Origin of the sequence: Dinghuibacter silviterrae (assembly GCF_004366355.1) — a bacterium.
GTDB classification, from domain to species: Bacteria; Bacteroidota; Bacteroidia; order Chitinophagales; family Chitinophagaceae; genus Dinghuibacter; species Dinghuibacter silviterrae.
Genome location: NZ_SODV01000001.1, coordinates 3,277,409 through 3,295,533, shown reverse-complemented (window position 1 = coordinate 3,295,533; position 18,125 = coordinate 3,277,409). Strand labels below are relative to the sequence as shown.

17 protein-coding genes are annotated in these 18,125 nt (G+C 47.2%); 4 read left to right on the top strand and 13 right to left on the bottom strand.

The features are described 5' to 3' along the window. Positions 1-5: 5 nt before the first annotated feature. The 12 genes from traM to EDB95_RS14240 all read right to left on the bottom strand — a co-directional run bounded on the left by traM (position 6) and on the right by EDB95_RS14240 (position 10,539). Complete coding sequence (gene traM, locus EDB95_RS14295; RefSeq protein WP_133994482.1) at positions 6-983, bottom strand: conjugative transposon protein TraM; 978 nt, start codon at positions 981-983, stop codon at positions 6-8. An 11-nt stretch (positions 984-994) separates the two neighbouring features. Then, positions 995-1,618, bottom strand: coding sequence for a conjugative transposon protein TraK (gene traK, locus EDB95_RS14290; protein WP_133994481.1), 624 nt, complete (start codon positions 1,616-1,618; stop codon positions 995-997). A gap of 4 nt (positions 1,619-1,622) precedes the next feature. Next, positions 1,623-2,450, bottom strand: a complete 828-nt coding sequence (locus EDB95_RS14285) for a conjugative transposon protein TraJ (RefSeq protein ID WP_133994480.1) — start codon at positions 2,448-2,450, stop codon at positions 1,623-1,625. Continuing rightward, on the bottom strand, positions 2,447-3,067 hold the full coding sequence (locus tag EDB95_RS14280) for a TerB family tellurite resistance protein (protein WP_133994479.1): 621 nt from the start codon (positions 3,065-3,067) through the stop codon (positions 2,447-2,449). Before EDB95_RS14280 ends, EDB95_RS14285 begins: the two co-directional genes overlap by 4 nt. Then, positions 3,024-3,329 carry a hypothetical protein gene (locus EDB95_RS14275; RefSeq protein ID WP_133994478.1) on the bottom strand — a complete coding sequence of 102 codons (306 nt, stop codon included), beginning with the start codon at positions 3,327-3,329 and terminating at the stop codon, positions 3,024-3,026. Before EDB95_RS14275 ends, EDB95_RS14280 begins: the two co-directional genes overlap by 44 nt. Positions 3,330-3,341: 12 nt before the next feature. After that, the gene (locus EDB95_RS14270; RefSeq protein ID WP_133994477.1) at positions 3,342-6,674 is read right to left on the bottom strand and encodes a TraG family conjugative transposon ATPase; all 3,333 of its coding nucleotides are present in this window, start codon (positions 6,672-6,674) and stop codon (positions 3,342-3,344) included. A gap of 17 nt (positions 6,675-6,691) precedes the next feature. Continuing rightward, entirely contained in the window at positions 6,692-7,003 is a 312-nt protein-coding gene (locus tag EDB95_RS14265) for a DUF4134 domain-containing protein (protein WP_133994476.1), read from the bottom strand. Between the two features lie 216 nt (positions 7,004-7,219). Continuing rightward, positions 7,220-7,534 carry a hypothetical protein gene (locus EDB95_RS14260; protein WP_133994475.1) on the bottom strand — a complete coding sequence of 105 codons (315 nt, stop codon included), beginning with the start codon at positions 7,532-7,534 and terminating at the stop codon, positions 7,220-7,222. A gap of 150 nt (positions 7,535-7,684) precedes the next feature. Continuing rightward, the gene (locus EDB95_RS14255; RefSeq protein WP_133994474.1) at positions 7,685-7,960 is read right to left on the bottom strand and encodes a hypothetical protein; all 276 of its coding nucleotides are present in this window, start codon (positions 7,958-7,960) and stop codon (positions 7,685-7,687) included. A 271-nt stretch (positions 7,961-8,231) separates the two neighbouring features. Further along, positions 8,232-8,456 (bottom strand): hypothetical protein, encoded by a 225-nt coding sequence (locus EDB95_RS14250; RefSeq protein ID WP_133994473.1) that lies wholly within the window; start codon positions 8,454-8,456, stop codon positions 8,232-8,234. A gap of 151 nt (positions 8,457-8,607) precedes the next feature. After that, entirely contained in the window at positions 8,608-9,015 is a 408-nt protein-coding gene (locus tag EDB95_RS14245; protein ID WP_133994472.1) for a DUF7793 family protein, read from the bottom strand. A gap of 201 nt (positions 9,016-9,216) precedes the next feature. Further along, the gene (locus EDB95_RS14240) at positions 9,217-10,539 is read right to left on the bottom strand and encodes an alkaline phosphatase family protein (protein ID WP_133994471.1); all 1,323 of its coding nucleotides are present in this window, start codon (positions 10,537-10,539) and stop codon (positions 9,217-9,219) included. A 362-nt stretch (positions 10,540-10,901) separates the two neighbouring features. Between EDB95_RS14240 and EDB95_RS14235 the strand changes: the two genes are divergently transcribed. The 4 genes from EDB95_RS14235 (at position 10,902) to EDB95_RS14220 (ending at position 16,482) form a co-directional block, all read left to right on the top strand. Beyond that, the gene (locus EDB95_RS14235) at positions 10,902-11,756 is read left to right on the top strand and encodes a glycosyltransferase family 2 protein (RefSeq protein ID WP_133994470.1); all 855 of its coding nucleotides are present in this window, start codon (positions 10,902-10,904) and stop codon (positions 11,754-11,756) included. Positions 11,757-11,773: 17 nt separating this feature from the next. Continuing rightward, positions 11,774-13,333 carry a hypothetical protein gene (locus EDB95_RS14230; protein WP_133994469.1) on the top strand — a complete coding sequence of 520 codons (1,560 nt, stop codon included), beginning with the start codon at positions 11,774-11,776 and terminating at the stop codon, positions 13,331-13,333. Between the two features lie 51 nt (positions 13,334-13,384). Further along, entirely contained in the window at positions 13,385-16,081 is a 2,697-nt protein-coding gene (locus EDB95_RS14225; protein WP_133994468.1) for a class III lanthionine synthetase LanKC N-terminal domain-containing protein, read from the top strand. Between the two features lie 140 nt (positions 16,082-16,221). Further along, a complete protein-coding gene (locus EDB95_RS14220; protein WP_133994467.1) occupies positions 16,222-16,482 on the top strand; it encodes a hypothetical protein in 261 nt (86 codons plus the stop codon). A gap of 81 nt (positions 16,483-16,563) precedes the next feature. Here EDB95_RS14220 and EDB95_RS14215 read toward each other — a convergent pair whose 3' ends face one another. Then, positions 16,564-18,123, bottom strand: a complete 1,560-nt coding sequence (locus EDB95_RS14215) for a S8 family serine peptidase (RefSeq protein ID WP_133994466.1) — start codon at positions 18,121-18,123, stop codon at positions 16,564-16,566. Positions 18,124-18,125: the final 2 nt, after the last annotated feature.

Here is an 18,125-nt window from a genome sequence, read left to right as displayed (position 1 = left end):
TCCAACTATTTAATTAGTAATCGATACCCTTTCCTTACCGTTACCCGAACCTGCCGGACCTTCTTGGACAACAACGCCTTGGCCGCCTGTATCCCTACCCCCGCAGCCTGGGCACCCAGGGAGGGATCCACATTTGCGATCCCGAGGGTATTCAGCGCCTCGTCTGCGGAGACCTTAGAGGCATCCCGTTCCAGACTTCCGGGCACATAGATCCCCGGCTGACCGTCAAGGTCATACGCTTCCATATTCACAGACAGGATCTGTGTTCCAGAGAGGATGGACCGGATGTGGATCCGAAGACGTTCATTCTCCAGGCTCACTGTCCCATATAGCCGTGTACCGGCGGGTACCGTCCAGCCCTTCCCCTTGAGGTCAGTCTCCAGCCTCAAAGCAATAGTCTCCCCGGAGACCAGGACGCCCTTGCCCTCTGTCACCGCTTGCGCCACCTCTAGGGTTTCGGTGTGACGGGTCTCCACCGTATCCAGGCGCAGCGCCTGTTCCGGATGTTGGAGAAGAAGGATCTTGTCCAACATTTTGTCCAGGCGCTGCAGATCGGTGTCCGGTTCGGTATGGGGTATGTTGAGTATAGGAGGCATGTTCACTGGCCTAGGCTGGGAGTACTCTGTATGCACGGGTGGTGGGGCTTTGAGCGCCGCCTGTAGGCGCGCCAGGCTCTTGTACACCCGTGTCTCGGATGTGTCCGGCGCCGGCACAAGAGGTTTTTTATCCGCCTTCGCCACCTCGGCGAACCGAGTGGAATCCCGCTCTGCTTCGTCATATAGGCTCATTTTGTTCCAGGGGTGTGCGGGCGGAGGTTCAGGAGCAGGTACCTTATTCTCTGCCCGGGCTGTTTGCACCAGCGTCTCCTTCCCCACCCCGGCCAACCAGGCCACGAGGGTGAGTAGGGGAATCACGACGAGCGGAGCCACCAGGAGCATCTTCAACTGGTGGGCCTTTTCTGGGGTTAGATTTCGTAGTTTCATAGCATTTGTTTTTAAGGATTTTGTATACGTGGAATGGTCTTGATATCCCGGCTGTCCCCAATGGTCCAGTCCTCAATCAGGAATCCATGAGGGTTGTGATCGGAGCGCGGCACCTGCCGCAGACCGCCCTGGGTAAACAAGCAGCGTAAAGTGATGTTGGAGGTGCGGGTGATGATCAACGTCGCCCAACAACGGAAGACCGAGCTGTCCATGTTGACATAGACACTGTCTACCCTCACCTCCTGGCTGACATTGCCCGTGATAATGTTGCGATAGTACCCCTGCTCCAAGGCATTCTCATACTCCCTGCGGGCCGAGCCATCCGCCAGATAGAGCGCTTTCCCGATATTGGCGTTGATCACCTTCTCATCCGGGCCAAGGGTGAAGAAGTACTGGTGGAACGTCCGGATATGATCCCGGGCTTCGACGGGCAGGTTGTCGCCCCGTTCGGAGGCCAGGGCTTCCAGTGCCTTTCCGTCGGCCAGGATATATACCCTCCCCCGGTCATTCTCGACAACGCGATAACAACTCCAGCATACCAGGCCAGTAACTCCCATACAGGCCAGGACAAAACAGGCGGCAAACAGCCGGATATGGCGGAAGGCCCGGTCGATATAACGTAACTCGTTGAACATGGCATTACAGTTTTTTCATGATCATGGCAGCCGTATTGACCTTCGTCACCAGGGAATGTCCCCCCAGGCTATGGACGATATAGCTGGCCGTGGAGGGCACGCAGATATACCCCGCTACCCCCATCAGGAGGAAGATGATATACGCGGCCCCATGCCCATGGGCAAAGTCAGAGGACGGGTCCTGCTTGTACATCAGTATCTGCACCTGGGCGATGATAGCCCCGTAGATGTTGGCCACGGGGAGCCAGAGGGACACGCTGATGTAACGCGCCAGCCAATGGTGAAAAGAACTTCGGAAGCCATCGAGGACAGACAGACCAAGCACCAGGGGACCCAGGATGCTGAGGACAGTAAGGATGAAGGTCCTTAGTACGCTGATGATCATGGCCGCTCCTTCGAAGAGCCACTCCAGGAAGGTGGCCATCCCCTGCTCCACGATCGTTTTGTAGTCCAGCTTGGCATCCAGCTCGTCAAGGAGGCTATCTGAACTGGTGTCTTGTACCTGCTGTTGCAGGATCACCTGTACCGCCTGTTGCCCATTCTGGGCCATGGCTCCCGTCGCCTGGACTACGGGCTTCATAATCCCGAAGATCAACCCAATGAGAGACGGATAGAGCAGGATGGCAAGCCCTTTGGCAAAGGGGTGCAGGAGCGGGAATATGTCCACCGGTTCGGCCCGGGCCAGGTGTCCCCACACCTTATAACCGATAACGCAAAGGGCGAAGAAACCCGCCAGGATCCGCGCTACCCCGGTGAGCTGGCTACTCAGGGGCAGCATGTTTTTATAGAGCTGGTCCAGCATTGCCTGGAGGCTCGTAACATCTGTGTTCATTGGCCATAAAGTTTTTGGAGAATCTGCGCATTAGCGGCCCTGCTCTCCCGTTCTGAAGAGAGGTTCGCCACAGTCACATCGAGGTTACGTAAATAAGTCAGCCGTTCATGCAAGTCACGCTGAATATGGTTGACGGCCGTCAGCCGTTCATCATCACTCATACGAAGCGTATTGTCTGTCAACACCATCGTCAGCTCGTCCAGGTCCTCCGTACAAGCGTCGAGGACGTCGCCGGCGAGTGTGGTCAAGCGGTTCACCTCCGAAGGGGTGAGGTGCGGATCCGTCTGCCATTTGCCTAGGAGACTCCCGTACAGATGCAAGAGCGTGGCTTCATCGGAAAGGATGGCCTGGACCTTTGGATCACCTGAGACCGCGTCGGACACGGCCAGGAGGCCGGACAGAAAGGCCTTGTGGAGATCGAAATTTCCCTTGGCAATCCCCTTGACATCTTCATATCCATTGTAAAGGATAAAATAATAGGTGTACATATCCTTCAGAATGGTCTTCAATTGCGACAGCTTCGCTATATCCAGGGTGAGCTGTTGCATTTCGAAAGACTGGGCGGGGGCAGTTTCAGCGTAGAAACCGAGGGCCAATAGTAAAATGCATTTGTACATACAAAAAGAGTTGTGGATTGATACCAGCCAGGCCGGCAAAGAAAATGGTGTGTAGCGTGAGCTCCCCGTTCGTGATGGCCTCGATGGCGGCAAGTCCTTGCTGCACGGCCTGGTACCCCTGACGGGCCTCCCGGGCATACTGCGCCAGGGCCACCACCTGCTCGAGGAGGAGCTTCTGTTGGGTGGCCTGTTGGCCGAAGAATTGGGCAGATGAAGCCCGGGCCTGTATGCAGATACAGGCGATCAGGATAAATCGTGTCATATAGAATAGGTTTTAAGGTAGACCGTATAGCTGCTCGATAGCCTCCAAGTCTTGTTGATCCCTGGCGCGCCGAAGGCTAAGCGCTACCTGGGTTTGTGTGAAAGATTGTACCTGGTTATAATCTGTCTCTGACTGCCAGGCGGCCTCGTCAATGAGGGTCAAGCGTCGGCCGTCGCTCATCTGAGTGGTGTTACCCGTAACAAGGAGGGTGAGTTCATCCAAGTTGCGGGTACTCTCCTCCAGGAGAGCATTGTATGTTTCGGTCATGCGCTGGATCTCCCCCTGGCTGAAATGGTCGTCCCGCCGGAAGAGCACCATCGCCTGACGGCAAGCCTGGGCCGCCTGTTGCTCACGACGAAGGATATCCCGGACGCGATCATAAGTAGACAGGACTTCCTTGACCTGCCAGAGCTCGTTGTAATACTCGCTGTAGAGGTCGCGTTCCTGTTGCACCCAGTTCATAATGTCCGAAAGCTCACTGTGGGAGAGGTCGTTCTCCGTCGCTTTCTGGGCATCCTGGAGGTCCAGGGTCTCCAATTGAAGCTGTTGTACCTTGATGTCCATCGCGTTGATGATCTTTTTCAGGATGGAGCCGACGATGCCGATCCCTGGGATCTGGGCATCAGCCCGGCCAAGGACCAGGCAGAGCAGCAGGGTGCCAGCCAGCGCCCGGATGGCATGACGCATGGAGCCATGAAGACGCACAGCCTCTTTGACCTTGGCCTTCTCTGCCGCCTGGGTGGTGTAGGTCCAGTACTCCTCGGGCGACAGCTCCACGCGGTAGACCTGCGAGATCCGGCCGGCCAGGCTAAGGAAGACCTCCTTGTATCGCCGTCCAGGCTCGTTCGCCTTATTCAGGGACAGGACCATCGCCTCCTCTTTATCTGTCAGCCCCAGCAGGCGTTTGATCGGCTCGAACTTCTGGAGGTACTTCCCCTGGTCCAGGAGAATTCGGATGTCGGCGTTATTGAGGATAGCGTCCTTTACCACGTTCGAGGAGATGATGTCCTCCACCTCTTGGGTCACCACCACTGCCTCCCCATTGGACTTGCGGATCGTTTTGAACAGGCCCTTTATATATTCTGACATACCCTCCTTGGCCAGGGCCTTCCAGGCCTCCTCGATCACGATAAGCTTCTTGACCTTCCCAGGGAGACGGCGGATCTTGGCCAGGATGACTTCCATGATGATGAGGGTCACCACCGGAAAGAGAATGCTATCCTTGATGGCGTCCAACTCGAAGACGATACACCGCTCGCCCAGCAGGTCCAAGTTTCCGCGGCCGTTGAGGAGGGTATCAAATTCACCTCCAGCGTAGTAGGGTCTTAGGACATAGAGGAAACCATCCAGGTCGACATCCTGCTCACGCACCTTTTGCTCCCGGAGCCGGAGGGCAAAGTCCTCCCGCAGAAAGGTATAGAAGGCGTCGAAACAGGGAAAGACGTCCGGGTGTAAAGCGAGATAGGCGTAGAAAGTTGTTATTGCTTCCATTAAGGCCACTTCTTCCGTCCGCCGAACTGTTGCCTGATCCTTGCCCGACAGGACCAGGAGAAGAGCTCGAATGGCCTCCCGCTTGTCGTCATCGGGTGCCCCTCCCCCCTCGATGAAAAAGGGATTGAACTCCAGGGAGTGGCTGCCGTCGTAAGTGAAATAGTAGCCCCCTAGCAACCGGCAAAGTCCCTCATAGGAATGACCTATGTCCAGCACCAGGACGTGAGCGCCTTGGTCGTAGTAAGACCGGACCATGTGTGCGGTAAAGTTCGACTTCCCGCTCCCGGAGGGGCCGAAGACGATCTTGTTGAGGTTGCCGCAGATGCCCCGCGCCAGAAGCTCGTCCGAGAGATTGACGTGGACGGGCGTCCCCGTCAGGCGGTCACCCAAGCGAATACCCATTGGGGCCCGTGAAGACCGGTAGCGGGTCTCCTGGTTCAGGAAACACACTGCCTGTTCCGCAAAGGTGTCAAAGGTCTCATTGACGGGTAGGTCTCCCGCATTACCGGGGATACAGGCCCAAAAGAGCTGAGGCGCGCCCAAAGTCTCCTCTTTGAGGACGACATTCATCCGGGACAAAGCAGCCCCTGCCAGGCTCCGGACTTGCCTCACATCCTCGTGGCTATCCGCATACACCAAGAGGTTATAATGGGCCTTTACCGGCAGACGCTGTTCTTTTGCCGCTTCCTGGAGAAACGTATCCACTGCGTCCCGGGCGACGGCATTACCCCTGGAATAGGTCGATAGGGATTGCAGACGCTTCAGGCGGCGCTCCAGGTCACGGATGGTCTTCCGGCCGTCCCCCACGAGGATGCACTGATTGTAAATGTGGTTGCAGTCCAGGTGTTGAGCAAGGGGGGATGCAAACCCAAGGGGGCAGACCGTCCGCTCGGTGGCATAGGGAGTATAAGGTACCCAGGGGGAACACGACTGGGGAAGGCCTGCGGGGTCTGACAGGGTATACAGTTGGGCATGTTGGCCGCCTATCCGCAACGACTCCTTGAAGGTGATGTCCCGTTGAAGCCTGCCTTCCTGTAGGAAGCAATAGCGCTCCACCAGGCGAAGGAGGCCGGGCTCTCCAAGCCGCTCCGTCCCGATCAGCCCTGTCTCCACAAGAATACGTTCTACTTGTAGCACCGCGTCCAAAAAGGCCTGAAGCCGACGGGGGTCCATTAGCGAAGACGGGACGATGGAAGGACGCAACAGGTTGGAGGTGGCGGAGGTCGACAGCCTCCGCCCTTCTGCCAACTGAGTGATACAGAGGTAAGCATCGTGTTCGAGACTGGGGCGACCCAGAAAGTGCCGGTCGGCAGCGGTGTCCATCTCGCTCTTGTTGCGCCCCTCCTCCCGGGGTGCAAAGTCTCTTTTGACAAACCAATCCTGCTTATGGAGCACTGTGTTTGGGGGCAAGGCATGCAAGACTTTTACCCAGGCCTCGTGAAGCCGCTCATATTCTGCCTGAGAAAGACTAAAGATCTCTGGGAGATTGAGTGTTAACACAACCGTTAGGTCGCCTGTACGGGAGAGCAAACAGCCGTTCTCCACGCCCCAGATAGGCAGGCGCTCGTCCAGCTCACGAGGGGTAAGCGCGGCCGGTACCTTCCGGGATGCCACCGCTTTCATCAAGCCATACACACCATACCTGTGACTGAGGCGGAGCAGGTACCCGGTGATCACCGCGGTGCTACCCAGTACCGCTATGACGGCGATCGGAAGAGGAACCCCCAGGAGATACAGGCCGGCAAAGGTCAGCAGCATTCCCAGGCTGACAAGACCCAGGTAGTTGATATACTGGGCCTGGAGCCCCAGGAATTCGATGGGGCGGTTTACGCCCCGGTGAAGGGTGTAGGACATAGGTTCACATTGAAGGGTTATAAACCAAAGAAGGATTTGATCACGGTGGCCACCACTACCAGGAAGATGCAGCTACCGAACCAGGCGGCGGCTACTTTGCTGGTGTCGTGGTCTCCATGGTTCCACTTAATGTACACCCGGACGGCGCCAATCAGGCCCAGGACCGCCCCTACTGCATACATCAGGGTGCAGGCGGCAGAAAAATAGCCCGTGATCATGGAGGTGGCCTGGGTGATACCGGCGTTGCCATCGGGAGTTTGGGCATGAGAAGCCTCTGCCAGGGCCACGAGCAATGCCGTGGCGGCTGGGCGAACAATTCGCTTGGACATATAATGAGGAATTTAGATCTTCGTGAAGCTGCCCTCCCTATCCCTGGGGGCCATCTTTTTTTGGATCAAACCTCTTGCTCGATACCCTCCAGTCATGACTAAAACCGTATGAGTGAGCGGCACAAAACTATGCCTAGGTTCAGAAAAGATGGCCTCCAGGAGATAGAAAGGAGCGACAGCGGGGGACATCTTGCCCCTACCGCTGTCGCAGGAGACTTAGGGTACCATGTGGTTCATAGTGATCATAAGCATTTTACCACCCCTCCAAATCCCCTCTGGCACATCCAGAGCAATCCTTATTGGTTCTTCATGGCTCAGAGAATTAGGGGAGCCCCAGGTAAACGCGAGGTAAATCCGCTCCGTAGCTTCACTTCCTTCAGGTCGCTCTCTCAAAGAAGACTCTTTGGGTTTATAACCGAATGTTGTGCAAGCGGTAATCATACCTAAGACTTCCTTGACGATTTTGAACTCGTCGGGGATCACGAAATCGCAGCGCTTGCCGCGTTCGTTTGGATTTAAATTTTGTTCCATAGTAAATTTGTTTTCTAATAAAGAGTCGCACCTCTCAAATTTTCCATAAAAAAAGGGGTGGTATTTTTTTGAATACTCCGGAAATCAAAATTTACCAGATCAAATTCATAATTTTAGGTTGGCATCCTTACTTTAACGCTCTTCAAACAGCTACCCCGCTTTCAATTCTTCCATCTTTTGACGGAGGGCCAGCAAGACCTCGTCCGGATGGTACCGCTTTTTCTGGGCATGGAGGACCGTCTCTTCCAGGGCTTGGAGGGTCTGGTCCATCCAAACCTCACGGGCGGGAGGCGGAGGCGCCTGTCCCTGGTCGACCGCCGGCGCGCTATTCGTGCGGATGAGCATCCGTAAGACGACTAAGTAATAAACACCCATTAGTGCTGCCATTGCCACCAGATAGTCGGACCATGAAAGGTGAATTGTCATAAAGGTTATTTTATGACAACAAAGTAACGGCGAAGGAAAATCAGATGAATGAAGCGATGACAAAAAAGTAGCGTAAACTCCCGTGGACTACGGTAAAGAATTTTTTAGCCTACGGAGGGCCTCCGTATTTTCAGGGAGGGGGCCAGGTGTTAATAGGCGCAGTCTATCAACTCAGGGTCCTAGTTTTTGAACGCAATAAAATGGAAAACCAGCCCGCGTACGGCATCCAATATGAATACCCGGGGCTGGTTGGCTACTTAATGAACAAGGGTTAAAACCACTTTAACTTCGGAGCTGTCCTTTTTAAAGAGTCAATCCTTTGGTGAAGGACCCTGGTCAATTCAGTAGGCGTGTATTCCCACTTTTGCGCCGAATCGATGACAGCGTCCAGCTCGTTTAGCACCGCATCCATCCATAATTTTTGCCGGGAGCGGTCTTCTTCGAGCAATTCATCCCAAGCATTTACCAGGTCTTTGTGATTTACTGTGTTTTCCATACCGAATTATTTTATGACACTAAAATACTAGTGCATAAAATAAAGCTGTATCTAATCGAACGTCTTTCTGTGGAAACGATCAATAATTACGTCTTAAATTCAACGTAGGAATAGGGAGGCCTCCGTATTTCAGGGGATAGTCCTTTTCCATTTAGGCTTGGGTTTGGCGCTTTTTAGACTTGAGCTTTTGTAGCCATAACAGCGCGTCTCGCTCTTGTCGGAAGATCCGTGTGGGAATACGGGGTTTCTGGATGGCAAGAATAAAACTGGCGGTCGCATAGGTCACCCAATTGTGTACAAGGATAGCAACCCCAGTCAGCCCTTCAACGCCATGATCTCCAGCAAAGAAGATTCTTGCGTCCTTGGTGTACTCGGCTGCACCGGATTCCTCGATCAATAACGGGTATCGTTTGGATCCCTGAAAGGCCAGGCGATCGGCGACGATCTTCTTAGCCATAGGTTCGTCCACAAAGCGGACTTCCGGGCGGTACTTGGCCCTTAGGATGCCTTCAGAGGTTATGGTGTACCAGACGTGTTCGGTTTCGTAGGTCCTATTCATACTGGCAGGCTTTGGATGACCAAAGGTAACATCTGTTAGCCAATGAATTGTCGACGGAATGTCAAAGTTGGGGAAGAACTTTAGAGCTAAAACGTTTAAAATTTTCTGAAAACGATTGCATTGAAAGAGGCATGTCGAAAAAAAAAGGAGCGCCAAGACTGGCACCCCGTCATCGTATGGATATAATTAAAATTGGCACATTTACCGCAAAATGTCCTTGGGTACTACTCCATCTGGTGCATCGAATGACACGCCCAGAAGCTTCATAACAAGAGGGGCTATGTCCACTACACGGATTTCAGGTATCACCTTTCCTTTGACAATACCTGCGCCGGCTGAGATGAACCCGGTATACATTTCTGGTATATTGGGATCATAGCCGTGGTGCCCACCCTTTACCGGAAAGATGACCGCCCCCTTTATCGCACCGCTGAATATAACGCCAGGTCTTGCAGCCAACGCCATAACAGCCCTCTTATCCGCCTTCATTTGGGTGAGCTCAGGTCTCTCAACTACCCGGAAAAGATTCCGGATTGAGTCCGGCTGGCTATTTATAAAGGCCCTTACGTCCTTTAGCTGCGTGGTATCCTCAGGATGTTCCATGTATAAAAATGCAGATCCACCCGCAGGTTGGAACATCATTCCCCAATCATTGCCGGTGTGCAATAGGCCGGCAGTAGCCAACCAAATATTCGGCCGGAGGGCCCTATGAATATCCGAGAACCCGTGATCACCGACAACGATAACCGCGGTACTGTCCTGAATACCGGCCCGCTCAATCGACTCAAGCACCTCCCCTATCGCCCGGTCTACGGATTCCACCGCAAATCGGACGCTATCACCATCTATGCCTTCTTCATGCTCCGCCCCATCTACACAGGCAAAGTGCAGTGCCAGCAGATTGGGCTTATAATGCTGAATGATATAGTCAGCCATTCGACCGGCGGTTTCATCAAAACTGAGATAGGACTCGTTCATATTGTCCCTTGTTAGCAGACCCGTAGCATTCTTCTCGATATCTTCTATAAGCCCTGGCGTTGCATACTTTCGTGATTCCGTAACTCTGTCATCACCATCCTTTACCGGCCAGATCTCTGGAACGTTCCAGTTCACTGGGGCCCCCACGGAAACAGGCCACTCCACTGTTGCGGAGGTAAGGTTTGCTTCATGGGCGGCGTCCCAAATAGTGCGGGACTTGATCAGGTTTGTATACCAGTTCCAATGACCGTCATTCCCCAAAGGGGCAAAAGGAGCGTTATGGCAAACCTCATGCTCTGCAGGGTACGCACCTGTTACCATGCTGGAATGCGAGGGATAGGTAAAACTCGGGAATACAGAAAGCATGTGCTGCGCGTAACTCCCCTCTCTCATCAGATAATGCAGATTTGGAGAAGCCCATCCTGAATCCAGGTACATGGCCGGTCGAAGACCGTCAATGCTGATAAGGACAACGTGCCGGGCCGGCTGGGAGAAAGAATAAACTCCGATTAATAAGGAAACGACTAACGGGATGAGGTACTTCATAATATCTAGCGGTTTGTTAAAGGCCTCCGTACAAAGACTGAATTTTCAATTCTCACCTTTTAAAAAAAGAAAGGCTCCCTGATTCATAATCCAACTTTGATATCCCGCTATATCTTTATCGTCCGATCATAACCAAAGAATAACACAGCGAGGACAGTAGGACTAGAACGGTCAGCTAGGAATCAGGTTTCAAATACTTCTTTATCAAGTAATTACCATTTAAAAACCTCTGCCTATTGCACTTAAGGTCCATAGACGACCTCAGGGTCGTTGTGTCCTTAAGCTGCTAGAAGAGCAAGAATCGCTACAACGGTATTACCCATTAATATAAACAATCGTAGACTACATTTTAACCTATAGTTATGCAAGAGGTGCTTGATCAACTAAGGGGTGTTAGTTCTTTGCCCCCTGTTACAAAAGACATAGCAAAAAATGGCTCAGAAATCAAAAAGCTGTCGATTATAATTCCAGCCTACAACGAGGAGAAAACTATTGGCCAGGTGCTCGAAAAAATCCGGCAAGCCAGACTTATACAACACGTGGAGAAAGAAATAATTGTTGTCGATGATTGCTCAACGGACCAGACAGCTGTTATTGTCAACGACTTTATGCTCGCATATCCTAAGATTGACATAAAATACAACAGGCAATCTAAAAATCAAGGTAAAGGGGCGGCTATTCATAGGGGAATAGCCCTTAGCAGTGGCGATTGCTTGCTTATCCAAGATGCAGACCTGGAATATGACCCAAGCGATTATAATCAACTTCTAAAGCCTTTTCTTTTAGGTCATGCAGACGTAGTATATGGATCAAGATTTATGGGTGGCAATGCTCATAGGATACTCTTTTTCTGGCATTCGATCGGCAACCGGTTCCTTACTTTTCTATCAAACGCCTTTTCCAACTTGAATCTGACAGATATGGAAACGGGGTATAAGGTATTCAGGACAAATATGATCCAAGGACTGCCACTTCATGAGAAGCGGTTCGGGTTTGAGCCGGAGGTAACTGCGCGCATTGCCCGAATTCCGTCCATTCGGATTTATGAGGTTGGTATCGCCTATTATGGAAGAACATACAAAGAAGGCAAAAAAATCAAATGGGTTGATGGCGTTAGAACAATCTATTGCATCATAAAGTACGGGATATTTCTTCGGAAACAAATACCAGTCAGAGCGTACAAAGAAATTCCGGAAAATATATCGACTCAGTTGTAAATAACAAATGTATTATAATGAATAATCACTCTGCAATACCAGCGTTAGGACAGCCGAAACATTTTAAACTGGAACTAGAAACCGTAGGAAAATTCTCCATAAGTAATTCATTACTTTCTTTTATCTGGCAATCAAAGGAAAATCGACTTTTGCTATTTCTACTCCCCTCGCTTTCTGCCGTTCAATTCATAATCTTTAAGCTCTTTTATCCATTTCCTGACTTTTCCACTGACGGTTACAACTACTTGTATGCAGCATACGCTAACCTTGACGTTAATATTTGGCCCATCGGCTACTCAAAATTCCTACTTCTAATTCATAAAATCACTTCAAATGATACGGCCTTAGTTGCCATTCAATATTTCATCCTAGAATTATCAGCGCTCTATCTTTTCTTTTCCTGGCGCTATTTCTTTGGCATTTCGAATTTGTCAAGAAATCTATTGATAATTTTCCTCATTTTCAATCCGCTCTTCCTGTACATTAGCAATTTTGTCTCAAGCGACGCGTTATTTGCTACACTCAGTCTGTTTTGGTTTACAGAGCTTTTTTGGGTAATATTCAAACCAACTGCCATTAATTTACTCGCACAAGGCATTCTTCTATTTCTCTGCTTCACAGTAAGAAACAGTGCATATTATTATCCAATTATTACAGTTATTGCATTCCTTATTTCACAATCAAAAGTCTGGGTAAAAGTCACTGGTCTACTTATTGGCCCATTATTAATCCTGCCGTTTTTCTTGCATACGAGGTCTGTGGCAAAACAAATGACCGGGACGGCTCAATATTCCCTCTTTACCGGCTGGCAATTAGCCAATAACGCCTTATACATTTGGGAATACGCAGACACAAACAAAACGCTAGATCCCGAATGCAAAAAATTGGATCAAATGTCCAGGGCCTTTTATAGTACCGGCGTTCCGGATAATTTTGAGGAAAATCATTTGTCACGATACGTAGGAAATTACTTTATACGGGAGCCCATATCACCACTTAAGAAATATTTATATAGCCACTATCACTGGGATAATGACTACTCCGGCATAGTCGCCTGGGGAAAAGTCTCCGCCATCTTTTATCGCTATGGCAGATATCTAATATTGCAAAATCCGAGAGCCTACCTGTGGGAATTTGCTATCCCCAATACCAAATTCTACTTCTTTCCACCACTGGAAAAACTCTCAGAATATAATCTCCGCTTGGACAAAATCGAACCAATTGCACAATACTGGTTCAAATATAAAAGCACCAAAATATCAGCAGCATCAAAAGATATTCAAAATTCAATTCTAAAAATCTTCCCAATTTTATTTTGTGTTCTAAATATATTCTTTCTAGGAGGTGTTGTATTAGCTCAATTCAAACAAGAATATCGAATATACGCCCAGAAGATCAATAAAGCAATAATAATAATTAGCATGTTTCTATTTGCCAATTTCTTCTTCAGCATTTTTGTAACAATTGATGTTTTCCGTTACCAGTTCTTTCCAATGCTAGTATTACTATTTGGAGCGACTTTGATAATCGATTTTTCTGGCAAATCAACCCATATGGAACCTAGAACATTAAGTTAGCCATGAGGAATACTAAATTGCATTTTTGTCCACTGATAAATAATCAAAATTATGTTGGATAGCTTTATAAATAATAGCTTATACAATTCAACCTTTCAAAAAACCAGTGAAGACTTGGAAATAGAAGACTATTCACTATTTCTCAAAAGTCTAAAATCAGAATACACTATCGACAACTATTACTTACAGGTCAATAAGATTAATGCAACTCAGGGCTGGATCATCCATTTATCAGTCATAATCTCACAAGTAACGGCATTAGTTAAACAGATAACGCCCCTTCTAATCGCCGAAGACGCCTCATTTAAAATAGTAATGGATAAGAACACCGCAAATGACATGTTGACTGGCTATCTAGGCGCAAATAAAATAGGGAAAATCATATGCATATATCCAGAAAATGATCAGCAAGCAGTTAACCTAGCAAAAATATTAATTAAGCATACAGAAAATTTCCGCGGTCCCTCTGTACCAACGGACAAATTACTAAAAAACATAGTCTATACTAGATATGAAAATTTTTACAATACAACAGGAAACAGACAAGCAAATAATAAGTATATCTTAAATGAAAAAAAAGAGTTGATTCCCGATCTTGAACTAATACCATTTGAAATGCCGCCATTTGTTCAATGGCCATTCTCTGAAATAACAGATCCTACTATTGCTCCCGACAAAAAGGTTTTAAATAAAATTTATCGAACTATAGGAGTTCTGAAATCCGATGTTAGAGGTAACGTTTATAAGGGCATCTATATAAAGAAATTTCTTGTTGTCAGCCATTGCGTGATCAAACAAGGAAAGAAAAATATGTCCTCAGATAAAGCTGGACGTGATATTCATGATAGACTCGCATGGCAGAAAGAACTTTATTACAGCCTTAAAGATGAAATCCCGCTACCGGAAATATTGGATTTATTTATAGAAAACGGGGATTCATACCTAGCAATGAAATATATAAAAGGAGACTCGTTTTACGATAGAATAAAAGAACTCAATCCAAACTCAAAGGCATGGCCCCTTCTTCAACCATCGGACCAACTTCTGATAGTCAGCTATCTCATAAAAATTGTTTCAATTGTTAAAAAATTACATGACAAAGGTTATGTTCATAGAGATATTGCTCCTGGCAACTTCATGATAAACACAAAAGACGAAATATTTCTGATTGACATTGAACTCACATACGCCGTTGAAAGCAAAAAACCGGCCCCTCCTTTTGAATACGGCACCGCCGGCTTTATGTCACCTGAACAGCAACGTGTAGCTGTACCAACCCCAAAAGAAGACATATATGGGATTGGGGGACTATTAGTTGAAGTTCTAACAGGGCTATCACCAGTCAAATTTGATACAAGTGATCCATTAACACTACCCAGAAAGTTATACTTTTTTCTCCATGACATGGATATTGCTAATCTGATTAGCTTATGCCTCAATGAAAATCCTGAACTGAGGCCTAGTATTCATGAAATACAAAATAAATTAGAGATTTATAGGGATAAAATTGTGAACCAACCGAATTCTGAAAAAATAAATGAACCGTCTAATGCTCAAGGCTACCTCCATGAAATAAATGAAACTATAACTCTAGCCTTGAAGGGACTTTCCAATTTTCCAACGGTAATTTTTGACAATATATGGTGCTCTAAATTAGAGACTGTGGATAACGTGGGAATGGCCCAATTGAAACAATATTCAGCCTATCCAGGTCTAAGATATGGAATCGGAGGAGTAATCTATTTGCTCTCCAGGGCAAAAAAAATGGGATTTGAAGTTGATTCCAGTATAAAAATATTAAATCACAGTTGGCTCTATGTAAAAAACAAGTTTCTAAATAATCTATCTGAAATTCGTCAAGGCCTATACTTGGGGAGTGTAGGATTAGGGCTGTCTCTAGCCGAAGGGGTAAATCAGGGGTTGTTAGATGACAACGAAGAGATTTATGACTCCATATCAAAATGCATATTACGATCAAATGATACATTTGACCTTGCTAACGGTATTACTGGACAAGGTATTGCAATACTACGTTGCTCAAATCTGTTGAATCGCCCTGTTCTTTATGACACATTAGAAAAGATAATTAAAAGGCTTACAGATGAACAGCAATCTGATGGATCATGGATATTTGAAGGCTTCAAGAAAAATTTCAATAAACCAATCAGCTTTAACTATGGAATAGTTGGCATCATCTGGTTTCTATTAGAATATGTTTCCTTATTTCCAAATGCCGACATTAAATCCAAGGTCCGAAAGTCAGTAGAATGGCTTATAAAAAGAGCTAACAACCTTAAATCTTTTCTCGATCATAAAAAATTTACCAAATACGTTTTACTGGGAGCTGAAGTAGGAGATGAAAGAAAGGGAATTATACTTGTGTTGATAAAGGCGCACGAAACATTTAAAGACGAACGTTACCGGATAATAGCTGAAAAAGCCTTAAACATTTATCCAAAGCAAATTACAAATATCAATTTTAGTCAGGAAAATGGCTTAACCGCCATGGGAGAATTGTACCTTGAAGCCTGGCGTGTATTTAATAATCCCGAATGGATGAACAGAGCAATTTGGATCGCTGAAGCATTTACGCATACTTTAAATAGAACCAAGACTGGCTCCGGGTATTGGAAAATGGAAGAATATGAAGATCCAACAGCGGATCTGATGATTGGAAATAGCGGAATTATTCACTTCCTATTACGTTGCTTAGATCCAACAAAAATTGGATATAGGCTATTAAAATAAAATAATTACGACTTCCAAGTCGCCGATGTTAACTAAAGCAACTTGAGTCGGAGCAATCCTCCTAATTCAAGCGAGGTAAGGAGTCGCCGAAAACCTTGAAAAAGAGTAGGCAATATTTTGAAATTCTAAAAAATTAAATTATGAAAAACTCAAAAATCTATTTGGGCTTGAGCGCTGTAGTACTGGCAGTCACTGCATTCGCATTTTCAAAACCCACAAAGAAAGTATCAGACAGGACTTCTGCCTGGACCTCGAATGGCATTAAAGTACTTGCCAATTTTACAAACAACACTGGTAGCGGAGTAACAACTGCCTATTTCGCAACCCTTAATGGCAGCTCCAAATTGACTTTGTTCACTGCGCAGAATAGCAGTCAGCATGCCTATTTTGTTAATCCCTAATTTTTCGTAGTTCACATAGAAGAAGCTGTGTGGCTAACAAAACCGCAAGAATGTGTCTGTATCACAAATACAGGCGCATTCTTATTTTCTGAACTGTACATAATTGCTACTTTCTTCGGCAAGCTTCAATGCGGAATAGGCATTTACGATACCCCCGGATTTACATATCTGGCTGAACGGAATAGATTGGGCAATACCATCCTTATCATTAACTAACACATTATGCGTTATCTTTGTTACAGACTTCAAAATAATATCCTTTACTTGCTTTGCTGTCAAGCGAGGATAATACTCCCTAATTAAAGTTGCAATCCCAGCAACAACAGGGGCAGCCATACTAGTACCACTGTAAGTTGCATATTTGGAATCGGGTATAGTAGAATAAATATCTATTCCAGGCGCAAAGACATCAACACTATTTTTACCATAATTTGAAAATGCCGGGACAAGGGATGAATCATCCTTCCAAGCGGACGCACCAACTTCGATCCAGGCATACGCCGTGCCACTCCCATCCCCGTATTTGGGATTAGGATAGTGTTCAACCACATCAAGATTTTGTCCATTATTGCCCGCTGCATGCACCAGCAAAACATCTCTATCCATCGCATATTTAATGGCGCTATCCACTTCAGCCTTGTTCGAGGAATATGGCTTCCCAAAACTCATGTTGATTACTCTAGCTCCATGATCTACGGCAAAATGAATGGCCCTCGCCAAATCATGATCGCGAAGCTCTCTGATATTTCCATTCACCTTTAGCATCATAATCTTCACATTATCCGCAATGCCATTCATGCCTAGGCCATTATTTCTTACAGCACCAATAATACCAGCAACATGCGTCCCATGATAAGGCACAAGATTAGGGTTTACAACAATTCCAATTGCATCTGGACTAACATTCCCATCTCCCATTGTGGTATCCCCCTCCAAATTACCCAAATTCAATCCATGTTCAATATGATATTGCACAAGATTAATCAAATTATCTACTTCGTTTAACTTACATTGCTTCCAATCCGCATACAGCGGCATCCTGCTCAGAATTATCTTTTGCACTTCCTTCTCATCCTCATCTTGCGTCATATAATTCCTGAAATCCTTCCAAGTAGGCTTATCACGACCCATTTTTTGAACAATTCTCTCAATTATTGCTTTTGATTGCTTAAGCCTTTCAATAAAATTATTGTCGGCATCAATCTTTTGATTGACAATAGCAATATCCTTACAATGAACACTATATTCTTTTCTGAAGCTCACCGGCACAACAGCATAAGATAAGCTGTCATAAAATTCCTTCTTGTCGCTTGCAATATGAACAATATCTTCTTGGCCCATCTCTTGTCCAATAAAATTCCAGCCATGACTTCCATTTCGGGAATTGATCCATAGTACAGATTTCAAATCTTCATGCAATGTATCAATACCGCTATCAATGATAGCCACTATAGTAGAAGAAGATTTCCTACCTTTTAACAAGGTGGCATACGCCTTCTCAGTGCTAACACCAAGAACGCTATCCGTCCGCATGTCAAGGTTTTGCCAATTTACCTTTTGCGCTGTTCCATCTACATAAAATAAACAAAACAGCGCAGTTATGAATATTATATTTTTTATCAAACGCCGTAACTCTATCATTA

What these genes read in the sequence shown, in the direction of transcription:
- traM (WP_133994482.1), bottom strand. Translation starts at nt 983, where the DNA reads ATGAAACTACGAAATCTAACCCCAGAAAAGGCCCACCAGTTGAAGATG.
- traK (WP_133994481.1), bottom strand. Translation starts at nt 1,618, where the DNA reads ATGTTCAACGAGTTACGTTATATCGACCGGGCCTTCCGCCATATCCGG.
- EDB95_RS14285 (WP_133994480.1), bottom strand. Translation starts at nt 2,450, where the DNA reads ATGAACACAGATGTTACGAGCCTCCAGGCAATGCTGGACCAGCTCTAT.
- EDB95_RS14280 (WP_133994479.1), bottom strand. Translation starts at nt 3,067, where the DNA reads ATGTACAAATGCATTTTACTATTGGCCCTCGGTTTCTACGCTGAAACT.
- EDB95_RS14275 (WP_133994478.1), bottom strand. Translation starts at nt 3,329, where the DNA reads ATGACACGATTTATCCTGATCGCCTGTATCTGCATACAGGCCCGGGCT.
- EDB95_RS14270 (WP_133994477.1), bottom strand. Translation starts at nt 6,674, where the DNA reads ATGTCCTACACCCTTCACCGGGGCGTAAACCGCCCCATCGAATTCCTG.
- EDB95_RS14265 (WP_133994476.1), bottom strand. Translation starts at nt 7,003, where the DNA reads ATGTCCAAGCGAATTGTTCGCCCAGCCGCCACGGCATTGCTCGTGGCC.
- EDB95_RS14260 (WP_133994475.1), bottom strand. Translation starts at nt 7,534, where the DNA reads ATGGAACAAAATTTAAATCCAAACGAACGCGGCAAGCGCTGCGATTTC.
- EDB95_RS14255 (WP_133994474.1), bottom strand. Translation starts at nt 7,960, where the DNA reads ATGACAATTCACCTTTCATGGTCCGACTATCTGGTGGCAATGGCAGCA.
- EDB95_RS14250 (WP_133994473.1), bottom strand. Translation starts at nt 8,456, where the DNA reads ATGGAAAACACAGTAAATCACAAAGACCTGGTAAATGCTTGGGATGAA.
- EDB95_RS14245 (WP_133994472.1), bottom strand. Translation starts at nt 9,015, where the DNA reads ATGAATAGGACCTACGAAACCGAACACGTCTGGTACACCATAACCTCT.
- EDB95_RS14240 (WP_133994471.1), bottom strand. Translation starts at nt 10,539, where the DNA reads ATGAAGTACCTCATCCCGTTAGTCGTTTCCTTATTAATCGGAGTTTAT.
- EDB95_RS14235 (WP_133994470.1), top strand. Translation starts at nt 10,902, where the DNA reads ATGCAAGAGGTGCTTGATCAACTAAGGGGTGTTAGTTCTTTGCCCCCT.
- EDB95_RS14230 (WP_133994469.1), top strand. Translation starts at nt 11,774, where the DNA reads ATGAATAATCACTCTGCAATACCAGCGTTAGGACAGCCGAAACATTTT.
- EDB95_RS14225 (WP_133994468.1), top strand. Translation starts at nt 13,385, where the DNA reads ATGTTGGATAGCTTTATAAATAATAGCTTATACAATTCAACCTTTCAA.
- EDB95_RS14220 (WP_133994467.1), top strand. Translation starts at nt 16,222, where the DNA reads ATGAAAAACTCAAAAATCTATTTGGGCTTGAGCGCTGTAGTACTGGCA.
- EDB95_RS14215 (WP_133994466.1), bottom strand. Translation starts at nt 18,123, where the DNA reads ATGATAGAGTTACGGCGTTTGATAAAAAATATAATATTCATAACTGCG.